This window comes from Candidatus Obscuribacterales bacterium (assembly GCA_019744775.1).
In the GTDB taxonomy this organism is placed as follows: Bacteria; Cyanobacteriota; Vampirovibrionia; order Obscuribacterales; family Obscuribacteraceae; genus SBAT01.
This window is the reverse complement of record JAIETZ010000002.1, coordinates 398,684-417,844: the sequence shown is the minus strand read 5'-3', so window position 1 is coordinate 417,844 and position 19,161 is coordinate 398,684. Positions and strand designations below refer to the sequence as shown.

Below are 19,161 nucleotides of genomic sequence, written 5' to 3'. Positions count from 1 at the left end.
TGCGCCCCTAAGATGATCTCTTGAGCAGGATTTCCAGAGCTGCTTTAGCGGCTTGTTGTTCCGCTTGCTTCTTCGAGGGGCCTGATCCCGATGCAATTACTTCGCCTTGGACGGCGACGGTGACGCTGAAGATGGGATCATGCGCGGGACCCTCTACGGCAGAGGTGGCATACACTGGTGCGCCTTTCGCTTGTCCTTGAGTGAGTTCTTGTAGTTGTGCTTTGAAGTTTTCTTGGCTGGCGTTTTCGTGAATGGCTTCAGCTTTTTCAGAAAGCAATGACTCGATGAGTAGGCGTGCAGTCTGCATGTCGTAGGCGAGATAGACGGCACCAAAAAGCGCTTCCAGCGATCTGCCGATCATTGATTGCTTAAGATGAATGCCGCGGCCCAAAATGATGTGCTTGCCTAGTTGTAAGTGGGTGCCGATTTGATTGAGCGTTTGGCCACTGACAAGTACGGCGCGAATTTCTGTTAAGCGGCCTTCGCTGTAATTTGGAAATCGATTGAATAAATATTCACTAACAACAAATTTCAAAACCGAATCGCCGAAAAACTCTAGTCTTTCGTAATCAACCGAACCCTTGTGATCAGCCTTGTAGGAGCTGTGGGTGAGGGCTTCATTGATTAGACCCAGGGTTTTTTCGTCGCGCTTGTCCGGCAGGGAGAGCTCGGTCATCAATTCGTTGAGCGCAGTTAGGCGCAATTGGGATAAGTTGGACATTTCCATATCTTTTTTCTTTGTACAAACATCATACTTTCAGATGTCGTTTTGGATACCGCATGACTACGTTCCTTATCTGGCTATAATTTAAGTGCTATGCGGCTTTTAAGCATAAACTGCTATCTTATATGTGGTTACGTTTACTAGTCTGCCCGTTAGACAGGGGGCAGTCTTAAATCAAATCTGGGACATAACATGTACGACCTACAAGTTGCTCAAATTCTTTTGTTTGTAATAGTTGGTTTTGCTCTGCCTGCCCTCGGCATGATTCTTCTTGCCTGGGTAATCCAACTCTTGTTCGGCTATCACAGACCAAACGTGGTCAAAAATCAGCCTTACGAGTGCGGCATGAAGCCATTGCAAGAAGCGCACATGCAATTCGATATCCGCTATTACCTATATGCGCTGTTGTTTATCGTCTTCGATATTGAAATTGTTTTCTTGGTGCCCTGGGCTATGACCAGCAATGCCTTGAAGGAAGCCTATCAGTCACCATGGCTGTCTCCAATTGAAATTGCTGTGTTTCTCGGCATCTTAGCTGTCGGTCTTATTTACGCCTGGAAAAAAGGCGCGCTTGAGTGGGAGTAACAAATGTCTGTTCAAGTTCCTGATGAACTAAAAGAAACCGTAACGATAACAAATGTCGACTTTGTAGTTGAGAAGTTGTCGGAAATGCTTTCGCCTGTCGTATCGCCGCTAGTGAGTCCGATAGCCAATTGGGCTAGATCAAATTCTGTCTGGCCATTGACCTTCGGAACATCATGTTGCGCAATCGAAATGATGTCTGTCGGTATGTCGGCATTTGATATTTCGCGATTCGGTTCAGAAGTATTTCGTGCCACACCAAGACAAGCCGACTTGATTATCACCGCCGGCACAATTACCCGCAAAATGGCACCGGCTCTGATTACTTTGTACGAGCAATTGCCTGAGCCTAAGTACGTTATTGCTATGGGTGCCTGTACTGTGACCGGTGGCATGTTCAACGATTCATATTCTGTTGTGCAAGGTGTCGACCGCATTATTCCGGTTGATGTCTACTTGCCGGGTTGCCCACCGCGTCCGGAAGGTATTTTGGATGCGTTGCTAAAACTGCAACAGAGAATTCGTACGCAGTCATTAGAAGACCGCCGCAAGAAAGGCAATTCCGAAATGCGTCCGGTGCGTTATGTCGACTATGACACAGGACGTCCAATGGAAGATTTGATTGAAGAAGCGAAAGCTTTAACCAAGGAAGATCTGAAAGCCTAGAAATTTCAAAAGGGAATTGTAAGGACAATGAGTACAGAGCAAGCAAAACCAGAAGAAACGCCGAATTTAACACCGGGCGTATTTGGTCAGTTTTTGGCTGAACACGATATTCCATCAACTCGTCTGGCTGATTCAACCGGCGTGGAAACAATTGAAGTGACTGCCGCCAATTTGGAAAAGGCTCTTAAGCGCCTGCGCAACAGTGCCGAAACCAGAATGGATTTCTTGGTCACTGTTTCCGGCGTGGAATCTCCGGAAAATATTGAGTCTGTTTATCACCTCTGGTCCTTTGAACACACAAGGGAACTAGTGATAAAAGTTCGCGTTCCAAAATCCACTCTCGGTGAAGACCAATTAGCTCTTGTGCCAACGACAGCTAGCTACTGGTCGGCTGCTAACTGGCACGAGCGCGAATGTTATGACCTCATGGGTATCCGTTATGTCGGACATCCTTATATGAGAAGAATTCTGAACCCTTGGGATTGGGAAGGCTACCCGTTGCGTCATGACTATAAGCAACCGGTGGATGCTTTGAACGACAAAAATCCCGTAAGCTTCCGCTAATTACCGACAGTAAATTGCAAGAGAAACAAAATGGCTAGTGAACTAATTACACTAAAAACAACTGGGCTTAAGACCGATGAGATGATCATCAACATGGGTCCACAGCACCCGGCAACACACGGCGTGTTGCGTTTGCTGTTGACGCTTGATGGTGAATTCGTCAAACACGTAGAACCTGTAATTGGGCACTTGCACCGTGCGCAAGAATGGCAAGGTCAAAATAGAACTTGGTTCCAATACCAAGCTCTTATTGATCGTGTTGACTATCTCTCAGGCATGTTCACTTCCTGGGCTCTTGCCAGATCAGCCGAGCATATTGAAGATATTAAGGTACCGTTGCGCGCTGAGTACTATCGCGTTATGGTTTCGGAAATGAACCGCATTACTTCGCACTTGCTCTGGTTGGGTACTTACCTAATCGACTTAGGCGCCATGTTCGGTTTCCCTTTCTATCCATTCCGTGAGCGCGAAAAATTGCTTGATTTGTTTGAAGCAATTGCCGGACAGCGCATGATGTTTAACTACATCCGCATAGGCGGCGTGCAACATGAGGCACCAGACGGTTGGTTTGCTAAGTTGAAGCAATTTACCGAAGATTTTCCGAGCCGTGTCGATGAGTACGAAGCCATCGTTACAGAAAACCCAATTTTCTTGAAGCGTACCAAAGGTGTTGGTCGCCTGAAAAAATCCGTAGCTATGGATTACGGTGTTACCGGTCCAAGCTTGCGCGCATCGGGTGTAAATTACGACTTACGTAAATTCAAGCCGTATTCCGTCTATGACAGATTGCAATTTGAAGTGCCTGTAATGGAAGGCGATGGCGATACATGGGCGCGTTATATGTGCCGTATTGCCGAAATGCGCCAGTCCAATGAAATCATCAAGCAGTGCTTGGCTCAAATTCCAGGCGGTACCGCTGATGAATTGAGAGAGAAGCGCAAGGCTTGCAACAGTTGCGGCAAAGAAGATTGCGCCAACTGCGGTGGTGACTTGAAATTGAGTGGCAAAAAGCAAATGGCCGGTCTGCGTATCAAAGCCGGCGAAGGTTTTGCCGCTGTAGAATCGCCACGCGGTGTATTAGGTTGCTACATCATCTCCAACGGTTCGGATAAACCGGCACGTTTTAGATGGCGTAATCCATCATTCAGCAATTTGTCCGTCCTGCCGGAACTTCTGGTTGGATCGCCAATTGCCGACATCATGGCTGTATTTGGATCAATCGACGTCATTCTGCCAGACGTAGACAGGTAAAGAGGAGAATCTTCGCGTGACTTACACGTATCCACATCAAACGCCGGCCAATATAGGCGAGATTTTTAAATTCTCCAGACTGACTGTCATCTGGCTGTCGATTATCTTCGGCGCTGTTTGGGCAGCCTGCTTCTTGGTCGGAGTAGCAATTCCTTTCTGGATCGACAATGGTTTTATGGTTGATGGTTCTCTCAACCTATTTACCAAATTCAACGAAGCACCATCAGATGCCAGCCTTATCTGGTCGAATACTTTCCGTGCTTTGACACCAATTGTTGCAGTGGCAGTATTCATTCCAATCAATGCCATGTTCATGGTGCTTTGTGAAAGACGCGCATTGGCTCTCTTTACAGTACGTAAGGGTCCAAACCGCGTAGGTCCGGATGGTCTTTTGCAAACAGCAGCAGACGCTGTCAAATTGCTCTTTAAGGAAGACATCACGCCACGTGGTGCAGACATATTGATGTTTACCCTGGCGCCGATTATTTTCTTTGCGCCTTCCATTATTGGTATGGTGCCACTGCTGGCTGCTGTCACCAATAACCACCAACTTTTCTCAATGGTCAATATTCCAACTGGAATCTTCTACGTGATTGCTGTTTCAGCAATTCCTGTAGTGGGCATTGTGATGGGTGGTTGGGCAAGCAATAACAAGTATTCATTAGTAGGTGGACTGAGAAGCGCCGCTCAAGCAATCAGCTACGAGATTCCGCTTGTCTTGTCCATCATTACTGTTTGCCTTATCTCAGGCACATTGGATGTTGTATCCATTGCCGAGCGGCAAGCAGGCGGCATTCTCCACTGGAATATCTTTGCCGGGGGTGCTCTGCCACAAGCTGGTGCTCACCTTGGAGCAGCTTTGGACAACTTGAAAAACATGAGCACGGATGTAACCGAGCCAACAAGACAAGCTGCCTGGGCCGCTGTTAACCAAGCATGGGGCGGTATAGTCGCTGCGTTCGCATTCATCGGCTGCATGTTCTTGCTGTTTGGTATTTATGCAACATGTGCTTGCGCTGAAATTAACCGTATTCCATTCGATTTGCCGGAAGCTGAATCAGAATTGGTCAGCGGCTATAACACTGAATATAGCGGCATCAAATTCGCCATCTTCTTCTTGGCTGAATTCACCAACTTGTTTGTAGTTTCGTCCATTGCCACGGTACTTTTCCTCGGCGGTGGCTCGTCGCCCATTCAGGGCTTCATGGATGCGCAGTGGTGGAATTGGTTGGCATCCGTCAACAACTGGACAATGCCGACTGTGCCATTCATCAATGCGGAAACTTTCTTCGGTGCATTCTGGGTAGTAGTTAAGGTCTATTCACTGGTTATCTTTGCCATTCTTGTTCGCGGCACTTTGCCACGATTCCGCATTGACCAACTAATGGACTTTGGTTGGAAGCGCCTCATTCCGCTGTCTCTATTTCTTTTGTTAGCCGTTACTTTCCTCAGGGAGCTTGTGTAAATAATGTTCGATATTATTGGTCGAGCTGTAGGTGGCTTGTATCAAGTCGTTAGAGGACTGACGACGGTAGGTAAACATACCTTCCGCCCGCCTATCACCAAACTATACCCGGATACGATGCCGGATTTGCCGGCCGCATTCCGCGGACGATTGGCGCTGACGGTTAACCCGGAGACAGGCGAGCATCTTTGTATTTCCTGCCGCCAGTGCGAGCGCGTGTGCCCTGATAAGTGCATTGAAATTACTGCTCAGAAATCAACAGACACCAACAAGCTTGAGCTTATCGACTTCAAAATCGACCACGGTCTTTGTATGTTCTGCGGCTTGTGCACGGAAGTTTGCCCAACGCTTTGTATTATCAATACCAATGATTTTGAAATGGCCGATTACAGCCGCGATTCATTGATATATGACTTGAAGCGTTTGACTTTGACGCAAGAAGAATCAGGCTTCTACTTCGACAAGAAGAAGATGCCATTGCCGAAACCAAAACCAGCTAAAGCTGCTCCGGCTGCCGCCGCTGCTGCTAAGCCGGCTGCGCCTGCTGCAGGTGCTACAGCAACCGCTGAGAAACCTGCTGCTACTGCAACTGCCGAGAAGCCGGCTGCTGCCGCTGCAACACCAGCTGCTGAAAAACCTGCCGCTGAAGCTAAACCAGCTGCTCCTGAAAAAGCTGCTAAGCCCGCTGAACCTAAAGCTGAAGAAGCTAAGCCAGAAACAAAACCAGAAGAAACCAAATAGGTAGAAAAAATGAGTCCTGATCTGCAAATGTTTATGAATCTCGCAATATGGGCGCAAGCCAATGTTGAACCAGTGACCTTTTTGATACTGGGCATTTTGGCAATACCGCTGGCATTCGGCGTAATTTTCGACCGCATGATCATCCGCGCTGGTTTTATTTTGATCGGCGTTTTTGGTGTAATCTCCGGATTATTCCTCTTATTGCAAGCGCAATTCTTGGCTTTGGCGCAAATCATGATTTACGCAGTAGGCATAACGCTGGTTGTTGTTATCGCCTTGATGTTGACCAATCCAAAAATGGAAGAAGATATGTCTGTTGCGCAGCCTAAGCTCAAGTTGCCTGCGCTATTTGCTTCTGTTCTTTTATTCCTGACTATTTTCCAAGCCGTCATTGTTGAACCATGGCCTGTTCAAGGCTTAAATGTGCATCCAGATATTACTTATGTCTTGGGTCGCTGGTTGATGACCTTCTATTCGCTGCCGTTTGAGTTTGCTTCAGTACTTCTGTTGGCTGCTCTAATTGGCGCTGTCATGCTAGCCAAAGCTGAACCAAAAGCAATTAAGGCTGCTACCAGCGCAGATGAAGGCAATGGAACGCACACCACTTACGTTGAGAGGACTGATGATGTCGTCAAAGTCTAATAGCCTGGCAATCTCTTATGCCTTAATAGCAGCCGTCATGGCGCTTGCGTATTTCACCGGTGGCGTAGGTCCAGTGTTGACCGCCATTGGTCAAGATGCTGACTTCAGCTATTTATTTGTTTGCTTAGCTCTAATTGTCCTTGGCTTTGTTTGCAGCGCTCTCGGCGCCAATCGCCAAGCAATAGTAGCAACAGCTACAACTGCCGGATTTGTGGTTTTAACGACCAACCAAGAGCCTCTGACACGCTATTTGATTTTGGCTGCGATTCTCTTTTGTATCGGCGTCTACGGCATGGTTGTCTCACGCAACGCTATTCGCGTGCTTATGTCCATTGAATTGATGCTCAACGCCGTCAATATCAACTTAGTCGCATTTGCCCGTTACATCGACCCAGCAAACGTCAAAGGACAGCTCTTTGCTATCTTCATCTTGACCGTAGCTGCCGCTGAAGCTGCTGTTGGACTAGCCATCGTATTGGCTATCTACCGCAACATGGCGACAGTCAACATGGAAAAATTCTCCGAGTTGAAGTGGTAACAAGCTAAGCTTTGTTGTTTAGGTTAACAGCTTGATGCAAGAAAGCTAGTGCCCAATCATGGAGTTGGTTCCAACCGATAATGTGGCGCATGGCAATCATGCGGCGACGTTTTTCTTCGGCGGCCATGGACAGGGCTTCAGCAAATGCTTCGGCAATTTGATAAGGATTGTCGGCGTCGACAAGTAATGCGCCTGGGGAAAGTTCGGCGGCGCAACCTGCTGTTTTGCTTAGAATTACAGCACCTTGTTCGTCTGTACGGCAAGCGACGTATTCTTTGGCGATTAGATTCAAGCCGTCGCGTACAGGTGTTGTGACCAGCGCGTCAGCCGCTAAGTACCAGGCTGAAAGCTCAGAATGATCGAGATGTTCGTTCAGCCAGACAATTGGCTCCCAATCATCTAAGTGATAGCGCTCATTTATTTCTTTGACTTTGGCTTCAACTTGTTGTTGATATTCAATTAGTGCTTTGTCGGCGGTGCTTGGATTCTGGACAATTTGCACGAAGTGGAAGCGTCTGTGCCATTGGGAATTGTTGTGCAGGAATAATTCAAGTCCGGCTAATTTTTCCAAAAGTCCTTTGGCGTAATCGAGTCTGTCGACACCAAGTAATACTTGATTGGCCAGGCGATACTTCTTATTCATGGCAGCAGCTTTTGGTCTGTTGGCCATGGACAAGCGCTCCCAGTAAGCAAAGTCTAGTCCAAGCGGCATGGCGACGACATTAGTCAGACGTCCGTGATACTTCACTTGCATCTTCAATAAGTCGACTTCAGCTTCCGGAATTACTATTTGCACTGTGTTCAAGAAATTCGTTGCGTATTCTGTCGTGTGGAAACCCAACAGATGATTGGAGAGCAGTGCACTCACCAATTCTTCAGCCACAATTGCGTCGGCAAATTGTTCTGGTTTTGGCCAGGGCACGTGCCAGAACTGACAGGGAATAATTCCTGCTTCAGCAGATAGGTGCGGAGCAACCAGTGCCAACTGATAATCGTGAATCCAGGCAATTGTTGGAAAGCTTTGTGTGGATGCAGCTAAGGCTTCGTTAGCTACAGCTTCATTCAATTGACGGAAACCTTGCCAGGCTTCGCGGTTGAACTGAGCTAAATCTGTGCGTCCATGCAGAAGCGGCCACAGATACGAATTTACGACTTGGTTGTGACGCTCAAATAAATTTGTCGGCACAGAAGGCTTGATGTAGGAAAAGCCATTGAAACTGGCGATGACTTGTCGTGGAATTGCAGCTTGGCTCGGGGCTTCTGCTTTTGCCGGACCAGGAATATCTGATAGTGCCAACCAATTTATTTTGGTTTCCAGTTGTCTGACCAACGGCTCAAGCGCTTTGGAGACGCCGCCTGCTTGTCCAGGACCACGAAAGGAAATTACAGTGAGTGCAGGAAGGTAAGGCTTCAACTCTGCCGCGTTGATGTGCGACAGCAACGGCGGATTCGGACTCTCATTTAAATGCACTTGCGTGGTGGCCATTTCTTTCCTTTTTGAAGGAGAGAGTCCGATGACTGGGAGCGATATGGTTGCCCCGCTTCTATAAAGATATTCTATATGCAATCGGTAGGCAAGTTATTTCTACGTCGCATTTGAAAACGGAAAAAGATCTGTTGGCAACTATTGAAACTCTAGCAAGCCTGGCAAATCAACCACTTCAATGCGTTTGTCTTTGATGTTCACAACAGGCACTAGATCCTTGACAAATGGAATCAAGATTGATTTTGCTTCATCTTCGGGATTGCCCTTCTCGTCCTTTATTTCCAGCGTGGGAGTTGCTCCATCGATGACACTAGATATGGTGCCTACCGCGCGACCATCAGTGGTGTAGACAGGTAAGCCGACTAGATCCGATAACCACCATTCGTCTTCGGTAAGATCGCGTAATTCCGCCCGATCAACCAGCAACAGATAATCAAGTAATGGTTCGACTGAAGTTCTATCGGGATAGTTTGTGAAACTCAAGAATAATAGATTGCCTTTTGTGCGTGCGTTTCTGACTTCCAAAGTAAGTGGAGGCTTCTTATCGTGCTTAGCTGTGACAGTTTGAATGTCACCGACTAAATCAGCGCTGCTTTTCACGTTGACTTTGACTTCACCGGCAAGTCCGTGAAAACCGACAATTTTACCGACAGGAAACATATCGGTCATTAGAGACTTTCCCTGCCTGTCAGACTCGGAAGTGGTTTGGCATTGCCTTTCCAGCGCTTAAACAAAGCGTGATCAAATTCAAATTGGTCGAGTACGCGACCAACAACAAAATCAACTTGATCGGATATTGATTGAGGCTTGTGGTAAAAGCCTGGCGAAGCAGCAGAGACGATGGCGCCGGCTTCAGAAAGAGTCAGCATGTTTTTCAATTGAATTTGTCCGAAAGGCATTTCTCTTAATAAGATAAGCAGTTTTCTTTTTTCTTTGAGTGTGACGGCTGCTGCTCTTTGAATGAGATTTTCAGTAAGTCCGGCAGCAAGCGCCCCTAATGTGCCCACACTGCACGGTACAACGGCCATGCCCTTTGTGCGATATGAGCCGCTGGATACTGTTGCTCCATAGTTGCCTAAATCATGCATTGTTAGCGGTGAATTTTGCGGCAGCGACAAATACTTGATGAGAAAGTCTTTTGCGTCGCTTCCGACTTTTAGATCCATTTCTTCGCGCATTACCATAATGGCGGCTTTGGACAAAAGCATTTCCACCGGCTGCTCGATTTCTAAAAGATATTGCAGCAAGCGTAGGCCATACACGGAGCCTGATGCTCCAGTCATTGCCAGTACGAAAGGTAAATTGTCTTTTGCTGTGCTCATGAATTTTGCCTAGAATGCTGTTTCTGTTGTGCGGGTTTCTTTGCTTTCTTCGGAGTGTGTTTGCTTATCGCTTTCTTCTCTTTCACGATGGACGCCACCGCTTGAGCGGATTACATCTAATGGCATGTCACCGCCTCCTGATGAACCCATATCCATTGGTGGCATCGATGATGAATGTGACCCGGTGACAGATTCTGAACCGGATGCAGATTCATTTATTGGCACATTGAGATTTCCCCTGTTGAGAGAAACTCTAAAGGGCGCATTCAGCTTGATTGTGAGTGGAGCGCCGCTGTCTATATATAGATCGAAGCCGCGTCTAACAAGTGATCGAATATGAGATCCGCTTTGGCGGTTGCCTGATTTATCAATGCCATAAATAGGATCGCGCAAAACTTCATCGCGGCTTGCCATGTTGCGTCCATAGTTATCGCGGCGGCTCATTTTGCCTAACTTAACTGCATCAAAATTATTGGCGTCACCTACGTAACCGACACCACCAGTTTGTTCGGAATTTTGGTCTCTGCCTGCATCGGCAACCAGAGAAGCTACTAGTGGGTAAGTAATGCCTTCAGTTGTGCGCAGTGCATTTATTTGAATGCGCAATTTGCCTTGAAGCGGAGGCACTTCTTTCTCGTGAGGAATTGATCTTGAAGAAATTGCTTCAACCACTTCGCCAATTATTTGCGAGCCGGCTGGAATTAGAACATCAATGCCGTTGGCTAAAACAGGATTGGCAATAGTTATCGTGAAGCGCTCACCCGAATGGCTGGCGGCGGATCCAATTGTCGAATCAATGCGACCCTCAAAAGTTGTGCCGGCAGGTAATACCACATATTTTTCTTCGTTGCCTTGGGCTAGTTTGATGATTGATTTCGCATCAACAGCTGAATTCGCATAGCTGCAACACAGCAATGCGCTAAGAAGAATAATCTGAGACTGTCTATTTGCTTTCATTTTCGCTGGATTTGCTTTTCTTCAATTGACGAAAGACGAATGATAGAGTTACGGCAAAAACAATGGCAATACTTATATAGATAAGCATTCGGGAAAGTGACGTTATATAGTCCATAATCCCCGGCAACATTATAAGGACTGCCGCCAGAATTATTATACCGGCGCCAATTACCTTAAGGATTTGCACCTTGTCCTGCATCAGTATTCTCTATTTAGGTACTGCTCGTAGCGCGAAATCATGATTGGCGTAACTATCTTCAGCCCGGCTAGATACGAGGCGACGAGCGCCCCCGGCAAGGCTAAAAGGCGTACGGCTGTTGGTAAGAAAGAATAGAACATAACCATAACAATGATTGTTGCGCCCATCGTAAAAATTACGGAGAGTCTGGTAATGAACTGCTCTTGCTCGAATCGTGGCATCATCTGGAATCTGTCGCTGAGCATGCCCAAATAGTTGGACCAGGCCTTCTTAGCCGTGCCCGTAGATTCTTTCCAGACTTTGGTTTCGGCAATATTTCGTGGTCTATTGCCGATATTGGGCGACGGTGAATTGCCTGGTGTGGCATCGATCACGTCGTCGTCACTGCCCTGCTTCTTGGGAAAAACCATTGAGCATCTCCTTGTCTTTGAAAGACTCTAATCCGATTCTACTTCTTTTTAAGCTTATCCATTTGAGTTTGTAAACGACCAATTGCCGACTCTACTTCTTTTCTGTGGGGATTTGATTCGTCTGCAGCTTCTAAGAATGTTTGCCCATAGTTGATCGCTAGCTGCAATCTCTCGCGGTCAACCTTTTTGGATTTACTGCTGTAGAGCAAGAAGAGTCCGTAATAAGCCTCCGCGCATTGTGGGTCGGCGATGAGCGCTTGCTTGTAATGATCAAGGGCTACTTCCTGAATGCCGCGCGTTGCATCTCCTAATCCTGTTTGTCTTTGCGCTTCAGCTCTCTGCCCGCTGATTTTGCTCAGCCCTTGCTCGGCTCGTGGGGCAATTTCAGGTAGTTCCTTGGCCAGCGTATAGGCTTGCTCAGCAGAGCGCAAGTCGCCGTCATTAAAGGCTTGTTCGCCCAAGGTGAGAAGGTCATATGAATCGTCTTTGTGTCCAATAATTACCTGTGAGAATTTATCCCGTGCTTCTTTGAAGCGATTTTGAGCAAGCGCCTTCTCTGCTTCAGATAGTTGAATGCTTTCTTGTACATTTTTGGCGCCGCCTTTTATCACTCTTCCTTGCACACTTTGCTCAGTGACAATGTTTTGCAATTGGTCCATCAATTGTTGATAGCCTGGTGGATACTGTCCTTCTTTGCGTGCTTTGCGGAAGTAAACACGGGAAAGTCCAAGAAGTGCTTGTGGATCATCGGGCGTGGCGGCAAGGATAGTGCGATATTCTGTTTCTGCTACGTCTAGTTTGTCCTGGCGCAATGCAAGTTCAGCTAATTGCGTGCGCAAAACCATGTCATTGGGTAGGATTTCCAGGGCGTTGTGCAATTCGGCAATCGCTAGTTCGCCGTCACCACGCATGGCATAGTATTCACCTAGTCTTTTGTATGGAATTGGATCATGCGGCTCAACACGAATAGCCTCGCGCCAAGAAGCTAAAGCGGCAGGACCATCGCCTTGTTTGCGAAAGAGATCTCCTTCTACTTGATACCAATCATGGGTGCGATACTGCTGCGGAATGTTATGCAATTCCATGAAGGCTTCTTCTTGTTTGCCTTGTTGGCTTAAGCAAATCGCTTTCTGCAACTTGGCTGGATGGTAATTGGCATTTAGCTGAATAGCTTTGTTAATCATGTCTGACGCTTCTTGATCCTTGGGATTTAAGATGAGTAGAGCCTTGCCCAAAAGCGTTAATGTAACTGGGGTTTCCGCGATGCCGCATGCAGCACGCAAAGGATCGATAGCTCCATCAACATCATCAGAGGCAATTTTTGCCAGTCCCAATGTCTGTTGCGCAATTAAAATGCTAGGATTGGCTTTGACCGCTCTTTTGCAAAGTGTCTCGGCAGCTTCTAAATATAGATCTCGCTTAGCAGGTGATGCGACATTTTTAGAGTGAATGTAGGATACATAACCAGCAGCCGCTAAGATATTTGGATTTTCTTCGTACTTGCCTTTTGCTTGGCGCAATACTTTTTCGGCCTCAAGAATTTTTGCCGGCCAAGACTGTTTGGCAAGCGAAACGGCAAGGCCGGCATAAGCATCGCCGCTGGCATCGCTTTCTACCAATTGTCGATAGGCGTCTTCAGCTTCCTTGTATTTGTTGTTTATAAGTAAAGTGTCGGCATCATGCAGTGTCAACGCCATGGCGTGCCAGCAGAAGGCAAACTGCCCAATGAAGGCAGTTACCGCTACTAGTGTTAGCCAGGTTTTTTGTCTCATTTGGCGTTTTCCAAATCTTGTGCTTTCTTGAATTCTCTTTCTGCTTCCTTGGTGTCACCTAGTTGTTTCAGGGCTTCACCAAGTTTTCTGTGTACCAGCGGCAAGTTAGGCGCAATACTTACTGCTTCGCGCAAAGTTGCGGCTGCCTGTACCCAGTTCTTCTCCGATGCGGCTTTGTCTGCTTCCTTCAGAAGCGGTTGCACGCGCGAAGTGTTGATTTGCCGATACATGGCTTCTGCCTCTGTATCTTTCATCATAGACGCTTGGCGATAACAAACGGCTGCTTGATCCAGATCACCTTTCTTTTCATAAACATTGCCCAAGAGGCGCCAGGCTTTTGCATCGGCCGGGTTGGCATCTGTAATTGCCGTCAATTCTTTTTGTACTTCGTCTAGTTTGCCTGAACGTATTTTTTCTTCCAGATCAGAGTAGATTTTCTGCTTCTTAGCCTCTTCTTCTTTAGCCTGCTGCTTTTTCAAATCTTCGGCAGAAGGTCCTTTTGGAGTCTTTGTAGGAGCAATTGTCTCTTGTGGAGCAGGCTCACCGGCGCCTTCTGCTACGAAGCCGCCCAGGCGCTTAATTCCTTTTGCTAAATCCGGATGCGCATGGATGTTGATCGATGCTGCTCTATTGTAAGCAGCAAGTGCCGTGCGCGTGTCGCCTTGAGCTTCTTTGCCGCGTCCATAGATGTAGAGTAATTCAGGGTCATTTGGATTGCGCTGCAATTGCGTTTGAATCGATCCCATTGTCGAGGCAAGTAGTGCCGGAGTAGCTAATGGCGAACTGACAAGTGCGCTATGAAAACTCTTGCGCGCAGCAGCCAGTGCCGGATTATTCGGACCCAGTCGATAGCAAGTCTCGTATTCTTGCTTGGCGTGATCGAAATCGCCACCTAACTGATAGGCGCCAGCCAGCATCAAGTGATTATCAAAAGAATTCGGCTTAATCGCCACTGCTTCTCTGGCAACTTCGATTAAGCCATGGATGGCGGATGCATTTGCCGGATTAATAGTTACCGCTCGTCTATATTCAATACCGGAATTCAAAAGACGTTTCATGCCGACTGTGCCTTCGCCGCCTTCTTTAGCTCGGAAAGCATGGTCTTTCAATGTATCAGCTAGTTGGCGGTGAGCATCAGACAAAGTATTTTTTTGATCGACGGGCCATTCACGACTAACGGATGTTCGCAATTCTTTGTAGCCTTCAACAACTTTGCCTGCTTTGGAAAGCACTTGTCCTAGGCGGTAGTGATTGTAGCCGTCGTCGACCATTTTTATACATTTGCGATATTCGACAATTGCTGTTTCGTAGTTGCCTGAAATTTCCGCTTCATCTGCAATTCTTGCTCGTACTTTTGGATCGTCAGCGTTGATGTTTGCTTGGCGCAAGGCTTCATCAAGGTGTTGATCGGCCGGACCATTGCCTGGATCTACATACAGCGCGCCGCGATATTGAATAGCTGCGTGATAAAAATCCTTTTTGTTAAAGAGCGTGTCACCATATCTAAGTTGAGCTGCCGATAAATTGGTACGAAATGTTTGGTTGTCCGGCTCAGCTCCCAATGCCAATTCATGTTCACGAATGGCGTCTTGCCAGAGTCCTTTGTTGCCTAATTCGACTCCTCTGTTGTTGTGCTCGTCAGGCGTTTGTGGATTTGGTGTTTGCAAATAAACGCCACCACCACCTCCGCCGCCGCGCCGGCGCGCTGATTCAGCAGGCAACGGACTGACAAAAGTCAGACTCTGAGCCAATGAGGCGACAACGATACAACTGATGGTCAATCGGACTTGGTTCATAAACCACATTCTAAACGTATGTTGATTTTCATATTCCATGTATTGAAATAACGAAGCGCGCCAAAGTTTTTTGGGCACAAAAATGTTATGCAGCTAACCGTTTTCAAGAATTCCTCAAGAGCCCTATTGACAATTGTGGATAACCGATTAAAAATTAGTCACTTTGCTGCAAAAGCCAGTCTACTGCTCGAAAGGGAGGTTTAGAGCGGTCTCATCTGATAGACTGGGAATACAAGAGATTGAGCGGTCGGCGCCTATTTCCGGGCATTTCTTACCACCTAAAAAACAACTGGCGTTGTCACTTCTCATTCACCAAAATCGCTCTCTAGGAGGGCACAAGTGAGATTTTGTACGCGTATTTATAAAGCGCCTCTTTTTCAGGCATTAACTTGCTTAGCAGCAATGTCGTCTTGCAGTGCGGTTTTCGCACAGTTGCCGCCAACCAATATGGGCAAATTCGTGCACACTCCAGGCGATAATCAATATTCAGATCAAACACAACTCCAAAGACATCCTGTGTATCAGCCACCGCCGCAACCGCAAGGTGGTGGACGCATGCAACTGATGCGTGCTCCGGCAGGACCAAAAATTGATGTTTCCGTAGAACCTATATCTTGCGATGAACCAATTCCACCGGCTTTATTTCCGCCATTTCCTGACAGATTGGATTTGCCGATTAGCTCCAGTACTGGTGGCTCTTGGTTGAAAGACAAGAAAGAAGGTGGCGGCGGTGGCTCAGGTGGAGTCACCTATCACCAGAGTTATGGACACGTGCCAATGGAAGGACGTCCAGCCAGCATCTACGGCATGTCGCAGAAAATACCGGTTGGTGGACAGGCTGTACCTGGGTTAATGCCAGGCGGCGGAGAAGCTATGCCTTCGGGATCATTCATGGATCCCGATAGTGGCGCCTCTTCAATGAATGCCGGTGGCTCCGGTGGCGGACAAGGATATAAGGTGCGTACTGACGCAGCCGGTGGTGGAAGTTATCAGCGTATTCCAGTCGGCTCCGGCGGCGGCACAACGAATTCTTATCAGCGTATTCCAGTCGGTGCCGGTGGCGGTACGACCAATCAATATCAGCAAATTCCGGTTGGCGGTGATTCATATCGCCAGCAATCGGGTAATTCTCAATATGGTGACCGGCCAAGATACTCCGGCGCCGGAGACAAAGACATGAGAGCATTGGGTAACGAACCAAGGCTTAACGACCGGAATGGGCAGCAGTCACCTGATGCTCCATCGCCGGTTGTCGTCACACAGAGTTCTACACAAGATCTTTCTTTGCCGGAAGATGACGTTAACTACAAATATCGTCCAGCCGGCAAGCCTTCTAATTTCGGCAAGGGTCTCGGCAAAATAATGAAAGGTCCGATGAACATGATGCCGATGGGATTTTAGTTTTTTCCGCACGAGGCGCATTGGCCCAAGGTACTAAGGAGTTAGGTAATGAAGAAATTGGTTTTACTAAGTTTGAGCGCAGGGTTGTCTTTGTTGGCATCAGTAAATGATGCGGACGCACAACAGCGCGTCAAAGACAACATGATTCAGAAGAGTCGTTGGTATACTGCGCCGCGTGAATATCAAATAATTGATGAGAGGCCTATCGTAAAAGATTTTCGTGAAGCGCCGCAAGCTCCAGGCTACGTTGATTTACCACCCGGACCGGAAGGTGCTGGTGGTGGGTATGGTGGCGGTGGTGCCGGCGCTATGGGTGATCCCGGTGGTGCCGCATCGGCTCCAGTTCAATTGGGTGGACCTAATCAAGGCTATCGCACGGATAGTCCGATGATGGGCAATCCAATGGCATTGCCGAAGTCAGGCTTCGGACGTGAAAGTAATATTCCAGCGCGTGGAATGGGTCCGAAAGGTCCTTTGCCGGGCGTAACGCAAGGTGTTTTAGGGAAAATGATGACGCCTAAGCCTGGCTCCGGCGCCGGACCGGGAAGCGGTGCGGGCAATGTCAGAGGACGCCTGCTTGGTGGTGCAAAACCTGCTCAAGCTCAAAGCTATAGCGGTGGATATGGCTCCGGTAGTGGTATCGGAAGTAGTGGCAGTAGTGCTCGTACAGACGCCAGCGTACGCGGACGTCTCTTGAATGCCCATTAACGCCAAGATTGGAGTAGATGAAAGATAAAATGCAACCAAAAGCCAACGCTTTGACCATTAATGCAGTCTTTGCGCTCAGCTTGACGGCTCTGCTTACGGCGTGCTCGCATTCAAGTGACGAGGCGCCGTCATCATCCGCTTCATCTGAATCGGGTTCGGTCTTGGGCGGCTTGCGCCCCAAAGTCGATCCGAAGATTTTGCAGAAGTTAAAAGCGAAGAACATGGTTGCGCAACCTTTGGTAGCAGCTGAAGATGCCGCTCAAGGCGGTCAGTCAAGTGGACTGCCGGTTGTATCCAGTGCTCCTTTTGCGCCGCCTGCCGATCAAGTGGTCAGCGGCAACCAGCAAGCCAGCGCTCCGGCTTTGCCGTTTTTCCCTTTCATGGCCCCGCAGTCAACTCCTCAGTCATCTGGTGTGCCGTCGAGTCCTGGTAGTGTGCCGCCGTCGCCTGCTGCTTCTTATGGTGGTTACGGCTCTTCGGTGCCACCGGCGCCCCCGGCTCCGGGTGGTTTGATTCCGCCACCGCCTGCGGTGTCACTGTCAACGCAAGCGCAGACTGTGCCTTACGGTGCGCCACCGGAAGCATATATGAACCCATATGCTAATCCTTACATGAATCCCTATGCAAATCCTTATGGTAATGCAGCACCTAACCCTTTTATGCAAGGTGGAGATGCGCGACCGGCCGGCAGTCCTTTTGCCTCCGGGGGCGCGGTTAATCAATCTAATGGTGGGGACGAAGAAGCAAAACCGAAAAAGAAATTGCAGGACTTTACGCCGATTACTCCGACAGGCATGGAGGCTAGATCTGCCACCAAGCAGCGCGATGATTTGAAGACACTGCTCAAAGGTGCTTTGTCCATGTCTCCGCAATTGCAATCAGAAGCAAGGGACAAGGATATCGCTCTGAGCTTGAGTAAGCTTGATGTCGGCATGCCTCCAGAATCATCCAGAGGGTCCATAACACTGTCGGCTCGCCAAATAGAGCAACTGTATAAGCCGGTTGCACTTGATAAAAAGGTCGCAGTCTCGGTGCGCAAGATTTTGTCTGATGTTGCTCAGGATTATTACCGGTATCTCTATGCGTACAACAAATTTGCTCTGGCTCAACAAACTGTTGCTGCCCGCAAACAAGAAACAGAAGTTGCCGAGTCGGCCGCTGAGCAGCAAAGAGCTGCAGCAGACATGTCGCAAGCGCAACAAGCAGCAGAATCTGCTCGTGATGATCTAAAAGTTGCGCAAAATGAATTGGCAGCAACTGCCGGCGCAGCAGCAGCTCGTACTGTGATTGCTCGTGTCTCAGGCGTTGCTCCTTCAATTGATTCTCTGGCTCAAGCAGAAAGACAAGCTTTGGCGCAAGCCAAAAATGACATGTCATCGTCCAGCAGTGGTGGTGGAATTTTGGGACTGCTTGGATTTGGCAGCAGCAAGCATGAAGAAGTGCAGGAATTGAACGCACAACCTAAAGCCTTACCGCCGGCACAACCGAAAAAAGCAGAAGCTAAAAAGCCGGATGCGAAAAAGGGTAAAGTTGCAGGCAAGCCTTTGCCTGGAGACTTGGTGCAGGCTCCCGTCGCGCAAGCAGTTAAGCCTGTGGCTCAAGTGCCGGATTTGAGACTTAGTAGTGGCGGCAATGATTGCATTGCATTTGAATTGCGCAATTTAAATGTCACACCGCGTAAGTCGATTTTGAAAGTGGCTATTCGCAATACCGGCAGTGAAAACCTTACTTTTGATCCTGATGCGATTTCCATTATGGAAAACAACAGGAAGCTTTCAGATGCAGCGGTACGCGCTGATTTTGAAACGACGCTTGTTGCTCCCAGCAAGGAAGTGTCGGGCACCATTACTATCTTCGGTCATCCTTGGAATGATCGAATCTCCGTCTACCTCTCTGATGCAGGTGGCAAAAACATTCCCTTGAGGCGCTAATAGCTA

The 19,161-nt window shown here is 48.1% G+C and carries 20 protein-coding genes; 11 read left to right on the top strand and 9 right to left on the bottom strand.

Going from position 1 to position 19,161, the window contains the following annotated elements; genetic code table 11:
- Window positions 1-7: 7 nt before the first annotated feature.
- A complete protein-coding gene (gene rnc / locus K2Y22_05280; GenBank protein ID MBX9877851.1) occupies window positions 8-721 on the bottom strand; it encodes a ribonuclease III in 714 nt (237 codons plus the stop codon).
- Window positions 722-916: 195 nt separating this feature from the next.
- On the opposite strand from rnc, the gene ndhC reads away from it, so the two are divergent.
- The 8 genes from ndhC (at window position 917) to nuoK (ending at window position 7,173) form a co-directional block, all read left to right on the top strand.
- Window positions 917-1,309, top strand: coding sequence for an NADH-quinone oxidoreductase subunit A (gene ndhC / locus K2Y22_05275; protein ID MBX9877850.1), 393 nt, complete (start codon window positions 917-919; stop codon window positions 1,307-1,309).
- A gap of 84 nt (window positions 1,310-1,393) precedes the next feature.
- Window positions 1,394-1,972, top strand: a complete 579-nt coding sequence (gene nuoB, locus K2Y22_05270) for an NADH-quinone oxidoreductase subunit NuoB (protein ID MBX9877849.1) — start codon at window positions 1,394-1,396, stop codon at window positions 1,970-1,972.
- A 27-nt stretch (window positions 1,973-1,999) separates the two neighbouring features.
- On the top strand, window positions 2,000-2,536 hold the full coding sequence (locus K2Y22_05265) for an NADH-quinone oxidoreductase subunit C (protein ID MBX9877848.1): 537 nt from the start codon (window positions 2,000-2,002) through the stop codon (window positions 2,534-2,536).
- A gap of 30 nt (window positions 2,537-2,566) precedes the next feature.
- Window positions 2,567-3,787 carry an NADH-quinone oxidoreductase subunit D gene (locus tag K2Y22_05260; protein ID MBX9877847.1) on the top strand — a complete coding sequence of 407 codons (1,221 nt, stop codon included), beginning with the start codon at window positions 2,567-2,569 and terminating at the stop codon, window positions 3,785-3,787.
- A 16-nt stretch (window positions 3,788-3,803) separates the two neighbouring features.
- Window positions 3,804-5,252: an NADH-quinone oxidoreductase subunit H gene (locus K2Y22_05255; protein ID MBX9877846.1), complete on the top strand. Its 1,449-nt coding sequence runs from the start codon at window positions 3,804-3,806 to the stop codon at window positions 5,250-5,252.
- Between the two features lie 3 nt (window positions 5,253-5,255).
- Window positions 5,256-5,993 (top strand): NADH-quinone oxidoreductase subunit I, encoded by a 738-nt coding sequence (locus K2Y22_05250; GenBank protein MBX9877845.1) that lies wholly within the window; start codon window positions 5,256-5,258, stop codon window positions 5,991-5,993.
- 9 nt (window positions 5,994-6,002) lie between these two features.
- The gene (locus tag K2Y22_05245) at window positions 6,003-6,635 is read left to right on the top strand and encodes an NADH-quinone oxidoreductase subunit J (GenBank protein ID MBX9877844.1); all 633 of its coding nucleotides are present in this window, start codon (window positions 6,003-6,005) and stop codon (window positions 6,633-6,635) included.
- A gap of 37 nt (window positions 6,636-6,672) precedes the next feature.
- Window positions 6,673-7,173, top strand: coding sequence for an NADH-quinone oxidoreductase subunit NuoK (gene nuoK / locus K2Y22_05240; GenBank protein MBX9877843.1), 501 nt, complete (start codon window positions 6,673-6,675; stop codon window positions 7,171-7,173).
- A gap of 4 nt (window positions 7,174-7,177) precedes the next feature.
- Here the strand turns inward: nuoK and K2Y22_05235 are convergent, their stop codons facing one another.
- The 8 genes from K2Y22_05235 to K2Y22_05200 all read right to left on the bottom strand — a co-directional run bounded on the left by K2Y22_05235 (window position 7,178) and on the right by K2Y22_05200 (window position 15,115).
- Entirely contained in the window at window positions 7,178-8,659 is a 1,482-nt protein-coding gene (locus K2Y22_05235) for a trehalose-6-phosphate synthase (GenBank protein MBX9877842.1), read from the bottom strand.
- A 138-nt stretch (window positions 8,660-8,797) separates the two neighbouring features.
- Window positions 8,798-9,328, bottom strand: coding sequence for a ribosome maturation factor RimM (gene rimM, locus K2Y22_05230; protein ID MBX9877841.1), 531 nt, complete (start codon window positions 9,326-9,328; stop codon window positions 8,798-8,800).
- The gene (locus K2Y22_05225) at window positions 9,328-9,981 is read right to left on the bottom strand and encodes a UbiX family flavin prenyltransferase (protein ID MBX9877840.1); all 654 of its coding nucleotides are present in this window, start codon (window positions 9,979-9,981) and stop codon (window positions 9,328-9,330) included. Before K2Y22_05225 ends, rimM begins: the two co-directional genes overlap by 1 nt.
- 9 nt (window positions 9,982-9,990) lie before the next feature.
- Complete coding sequence (locus K2Y22_05220) at window positions 9,991-10,938, bottom strand: hypothetical protein (GenBank protein MBX9877839.1); 948 nt, start codon at window positions 10,936-10,938, stop codon at window positions 9,991-9,993.
- Window positions 10,925-11,137 carry a hypothetical protein gene (locus K2Y22_05215; GenBank protein MBX9877838.1) on the bottom strand — a complete coding sequence of 71 codons (213 nt, stop codon included), beginning with the start codon at window positions 11,135-11,137 and terminating at the stop codon, window positions 10,925-10,927. The genes K2Y22_05220 and K2Y22_05215 overlap by 14 nt, the downstream gene beginning before the upstream one ends.
- Entirely contained in the window at window positions 11,137-11,547 is a 411-nt protein-coding gene (locus K2Y22_05210) for a hypothetical protein (GenBank protein ID MBX9877837.1), read from the bottom strand. The genes K2Y22_05215 and K2Y22_05210 overlap by 1 nt, the downstream gene beginning before the upstream one ends.
- Before the next feature lie 38 nt (window positions 11,548-11,585).
- Window positions 11,586-13,319, bottom strand: a complete 1,734-nt coding sequence (locus K2Y22_05205; protein MBX9877836.1) for a tetratricopeptide repeat protein — start codon at window positions 13,317-13,319, stop codon at window positions 11,586-11,588.
- Entirely contained in the window at window positions 13,316-15,115 is a 1,800-nt protein-coding gene (locus tag K2Y22_05200) for a tetratricopeptide repeat protein (GenBank protein MBX9877835.1), read from the bottom strand. Before K2Y22_05200 ends, K2Y22_05205 begins: the two co-directional genes overlap by 4 nt.
- Window positions 15,116-15,454: 339 nt before the next feature.
- On the opposite strand from K2Y22_05200, the gene K2Y22_05195 reads away from it, so the two are divergent.
- From K2Y22_05195 to K2Y22_05185, 3 genes are read left to right on the top strand one after another with little or no spacing between them, the layout of a single operon-like run.
- Window positions 15,455-16,516 (top strand): hypothetical protein, encoded by a 1,062-nt coding sequence (locus K2Y22_05195; protein ID MBX9877834.1) that lies wholly within the window; start codon window positions 15,455-15,457, stop codon window positions 16,514-16,516.
- Window positions 16,517-16,564: 48 nt separating this feature from the next.
- A complete protein-coding gene (locus tag K2Y22_05190; GenBank protein ID MBX9877833.1) occupies window positions 16,565-17,224 on the top strand; it encodes a hypothetical protein in 660 nt (219 codons plus the stop codon).
- A 17-nt stretch (window positions 17,225-17,241) separates the two neighbouring features.
- A complete protein-coding gene (locus K2Y22_05185; protein ID MBX9877832.1) occupies window positions 17,242-19,155 on the top strand; it encodes a hypothetical protein in 1,914 nt (637 codons plus the stop codon).
- Window positions 19,156-19,161: the final 6 nt, after the last annotated feature.

Excerpts from the sequence above, each read along its gene's own strand:
- K2Y22_05215 (MBX9877838.1), bottom strand. The coding sequence starts at position 11,137 with ATGCAGGACAAGGTGCAAATCCTTAAGGTAATTGGCGCCGGTATAATA.
- rnc (MBX9877851.1), bottom strand. The coding sequence starts at position 721 with ATGTCCAACTTATCCCAATTGCGCCTAACTGCGCTCAACGAATTGATG.
- nuoB (MBX9877849.1), top strand. The coding sequence starts at position 1,394 with ATGCTTTCGCCTGTCGTATCGCCGCTAGTGAGTCCGATAGCCAATTGG.
- K2Y22_05265 (MBX9877848.1), top strand. The coding sequence starts at position 2,000 with ATGAGTACAGAGCAAGCAAAACCAGAAGAAACGCCGAATTTAACACCG.
- K2Y22_05220 (MBX9877839.1), bottom strand. The coding sequence starts at position 10,938 with ATGAAAGCAAATAGACAGTCTCAGATTATTCTTCTTAGCGCATTGCTG.
- K2Y22_05205 (MBX9877836.1), bottom strand. The coding sequence starts at position 13,319 with ATGAGACAAAAAACCTGGCTAACACTAGTAGCGGTAACTGCCTTCATT.
- nuoK (MBX9877843.1), top strand. The coding sequence starts at position 6,673 with ATGGCGCTTGCGTATTTCACCGGTGGCGTAGGTCCAGTGTTGACCGCC.
- K2Y22_05225 (MBX9877840.1), bottom strand. The coding sequence starts at position 9,981 with ATGAGCACAGCAAAAGACAATTTACCTTTCGTACTGGCAATGACTGGA.
- rimM (MBX9877841.1), bottom strand. The coding sequence starts at position 9,328 with ATGACCGATATGTTTCCTGTCGGTAAAATTGTCGGTTTTCACGGACTT.
- K2Y22_05185 (MBX9877832.1), top strand. The coding sequence starts at position 17,242 with ATGAAAGATAAAATGCAACCAAAAGCCAACGCTTTGACCATTAATGCA.
- K2Y22_05210 (MBX9877837.1), bottom strand. The coding sequence starts at position 11,547 with ATGGTTTTTCCCAAGAAGCAGGGCAGTGACGACGACGTGATCGATGCC.
- K2Y22_05245 (MBX9877844.1), top strand. The coding sequence starts at position 6,003 with ATGAGTCCTGATCTGCAAATGTTTATGAATCTCGCAATATGGGCGCAA.
- K2Y22_05250 (MBX9877845.1), top strand. The coding sequence starts at position 5,256 with ATGTTCGATATTATTGGTCGAGCTGTAGGTGGCTTGTATCAAGTCGTT.
- K2Y22_05235 (MBX9877842.1), bottom strand. The coding sequence starts at position 8,659 with ATGGCCACCACGCAAGTGCATTTAAATGAGAGTCCGAATCCGCCGTTG.
- ndhC (MBX9877850.1), top strand. The coding sequence starts at position 917 with ATGTACGACCTACAAGTTGCTCAAATTCTTTTGTTTGTAATAGTTGGT.
- K2Y22_05260 (MBX9877847.1), top strand. The coding sequence starts at position 2,567 with ATGGCTAGTGAACTAATTACACTAAAAACAACTGGGCTTAAGACCGAT.
- K2Y22_05190 (MBX9877833.1), top strand. The coding sequence starts at position 16,565 with ATGAAGAAATTGGTTTTACTAAGTTTGAGCGCAGGGTTGTCTTTGTTG.
- K2Y22_05200 (MBX9877835.1), bottom strand. The coding sequence starts at position 15,115 with ATGAACCAAGTCCGATTGACCATCAGTTGTATCGTTGTCGCCTCATTG.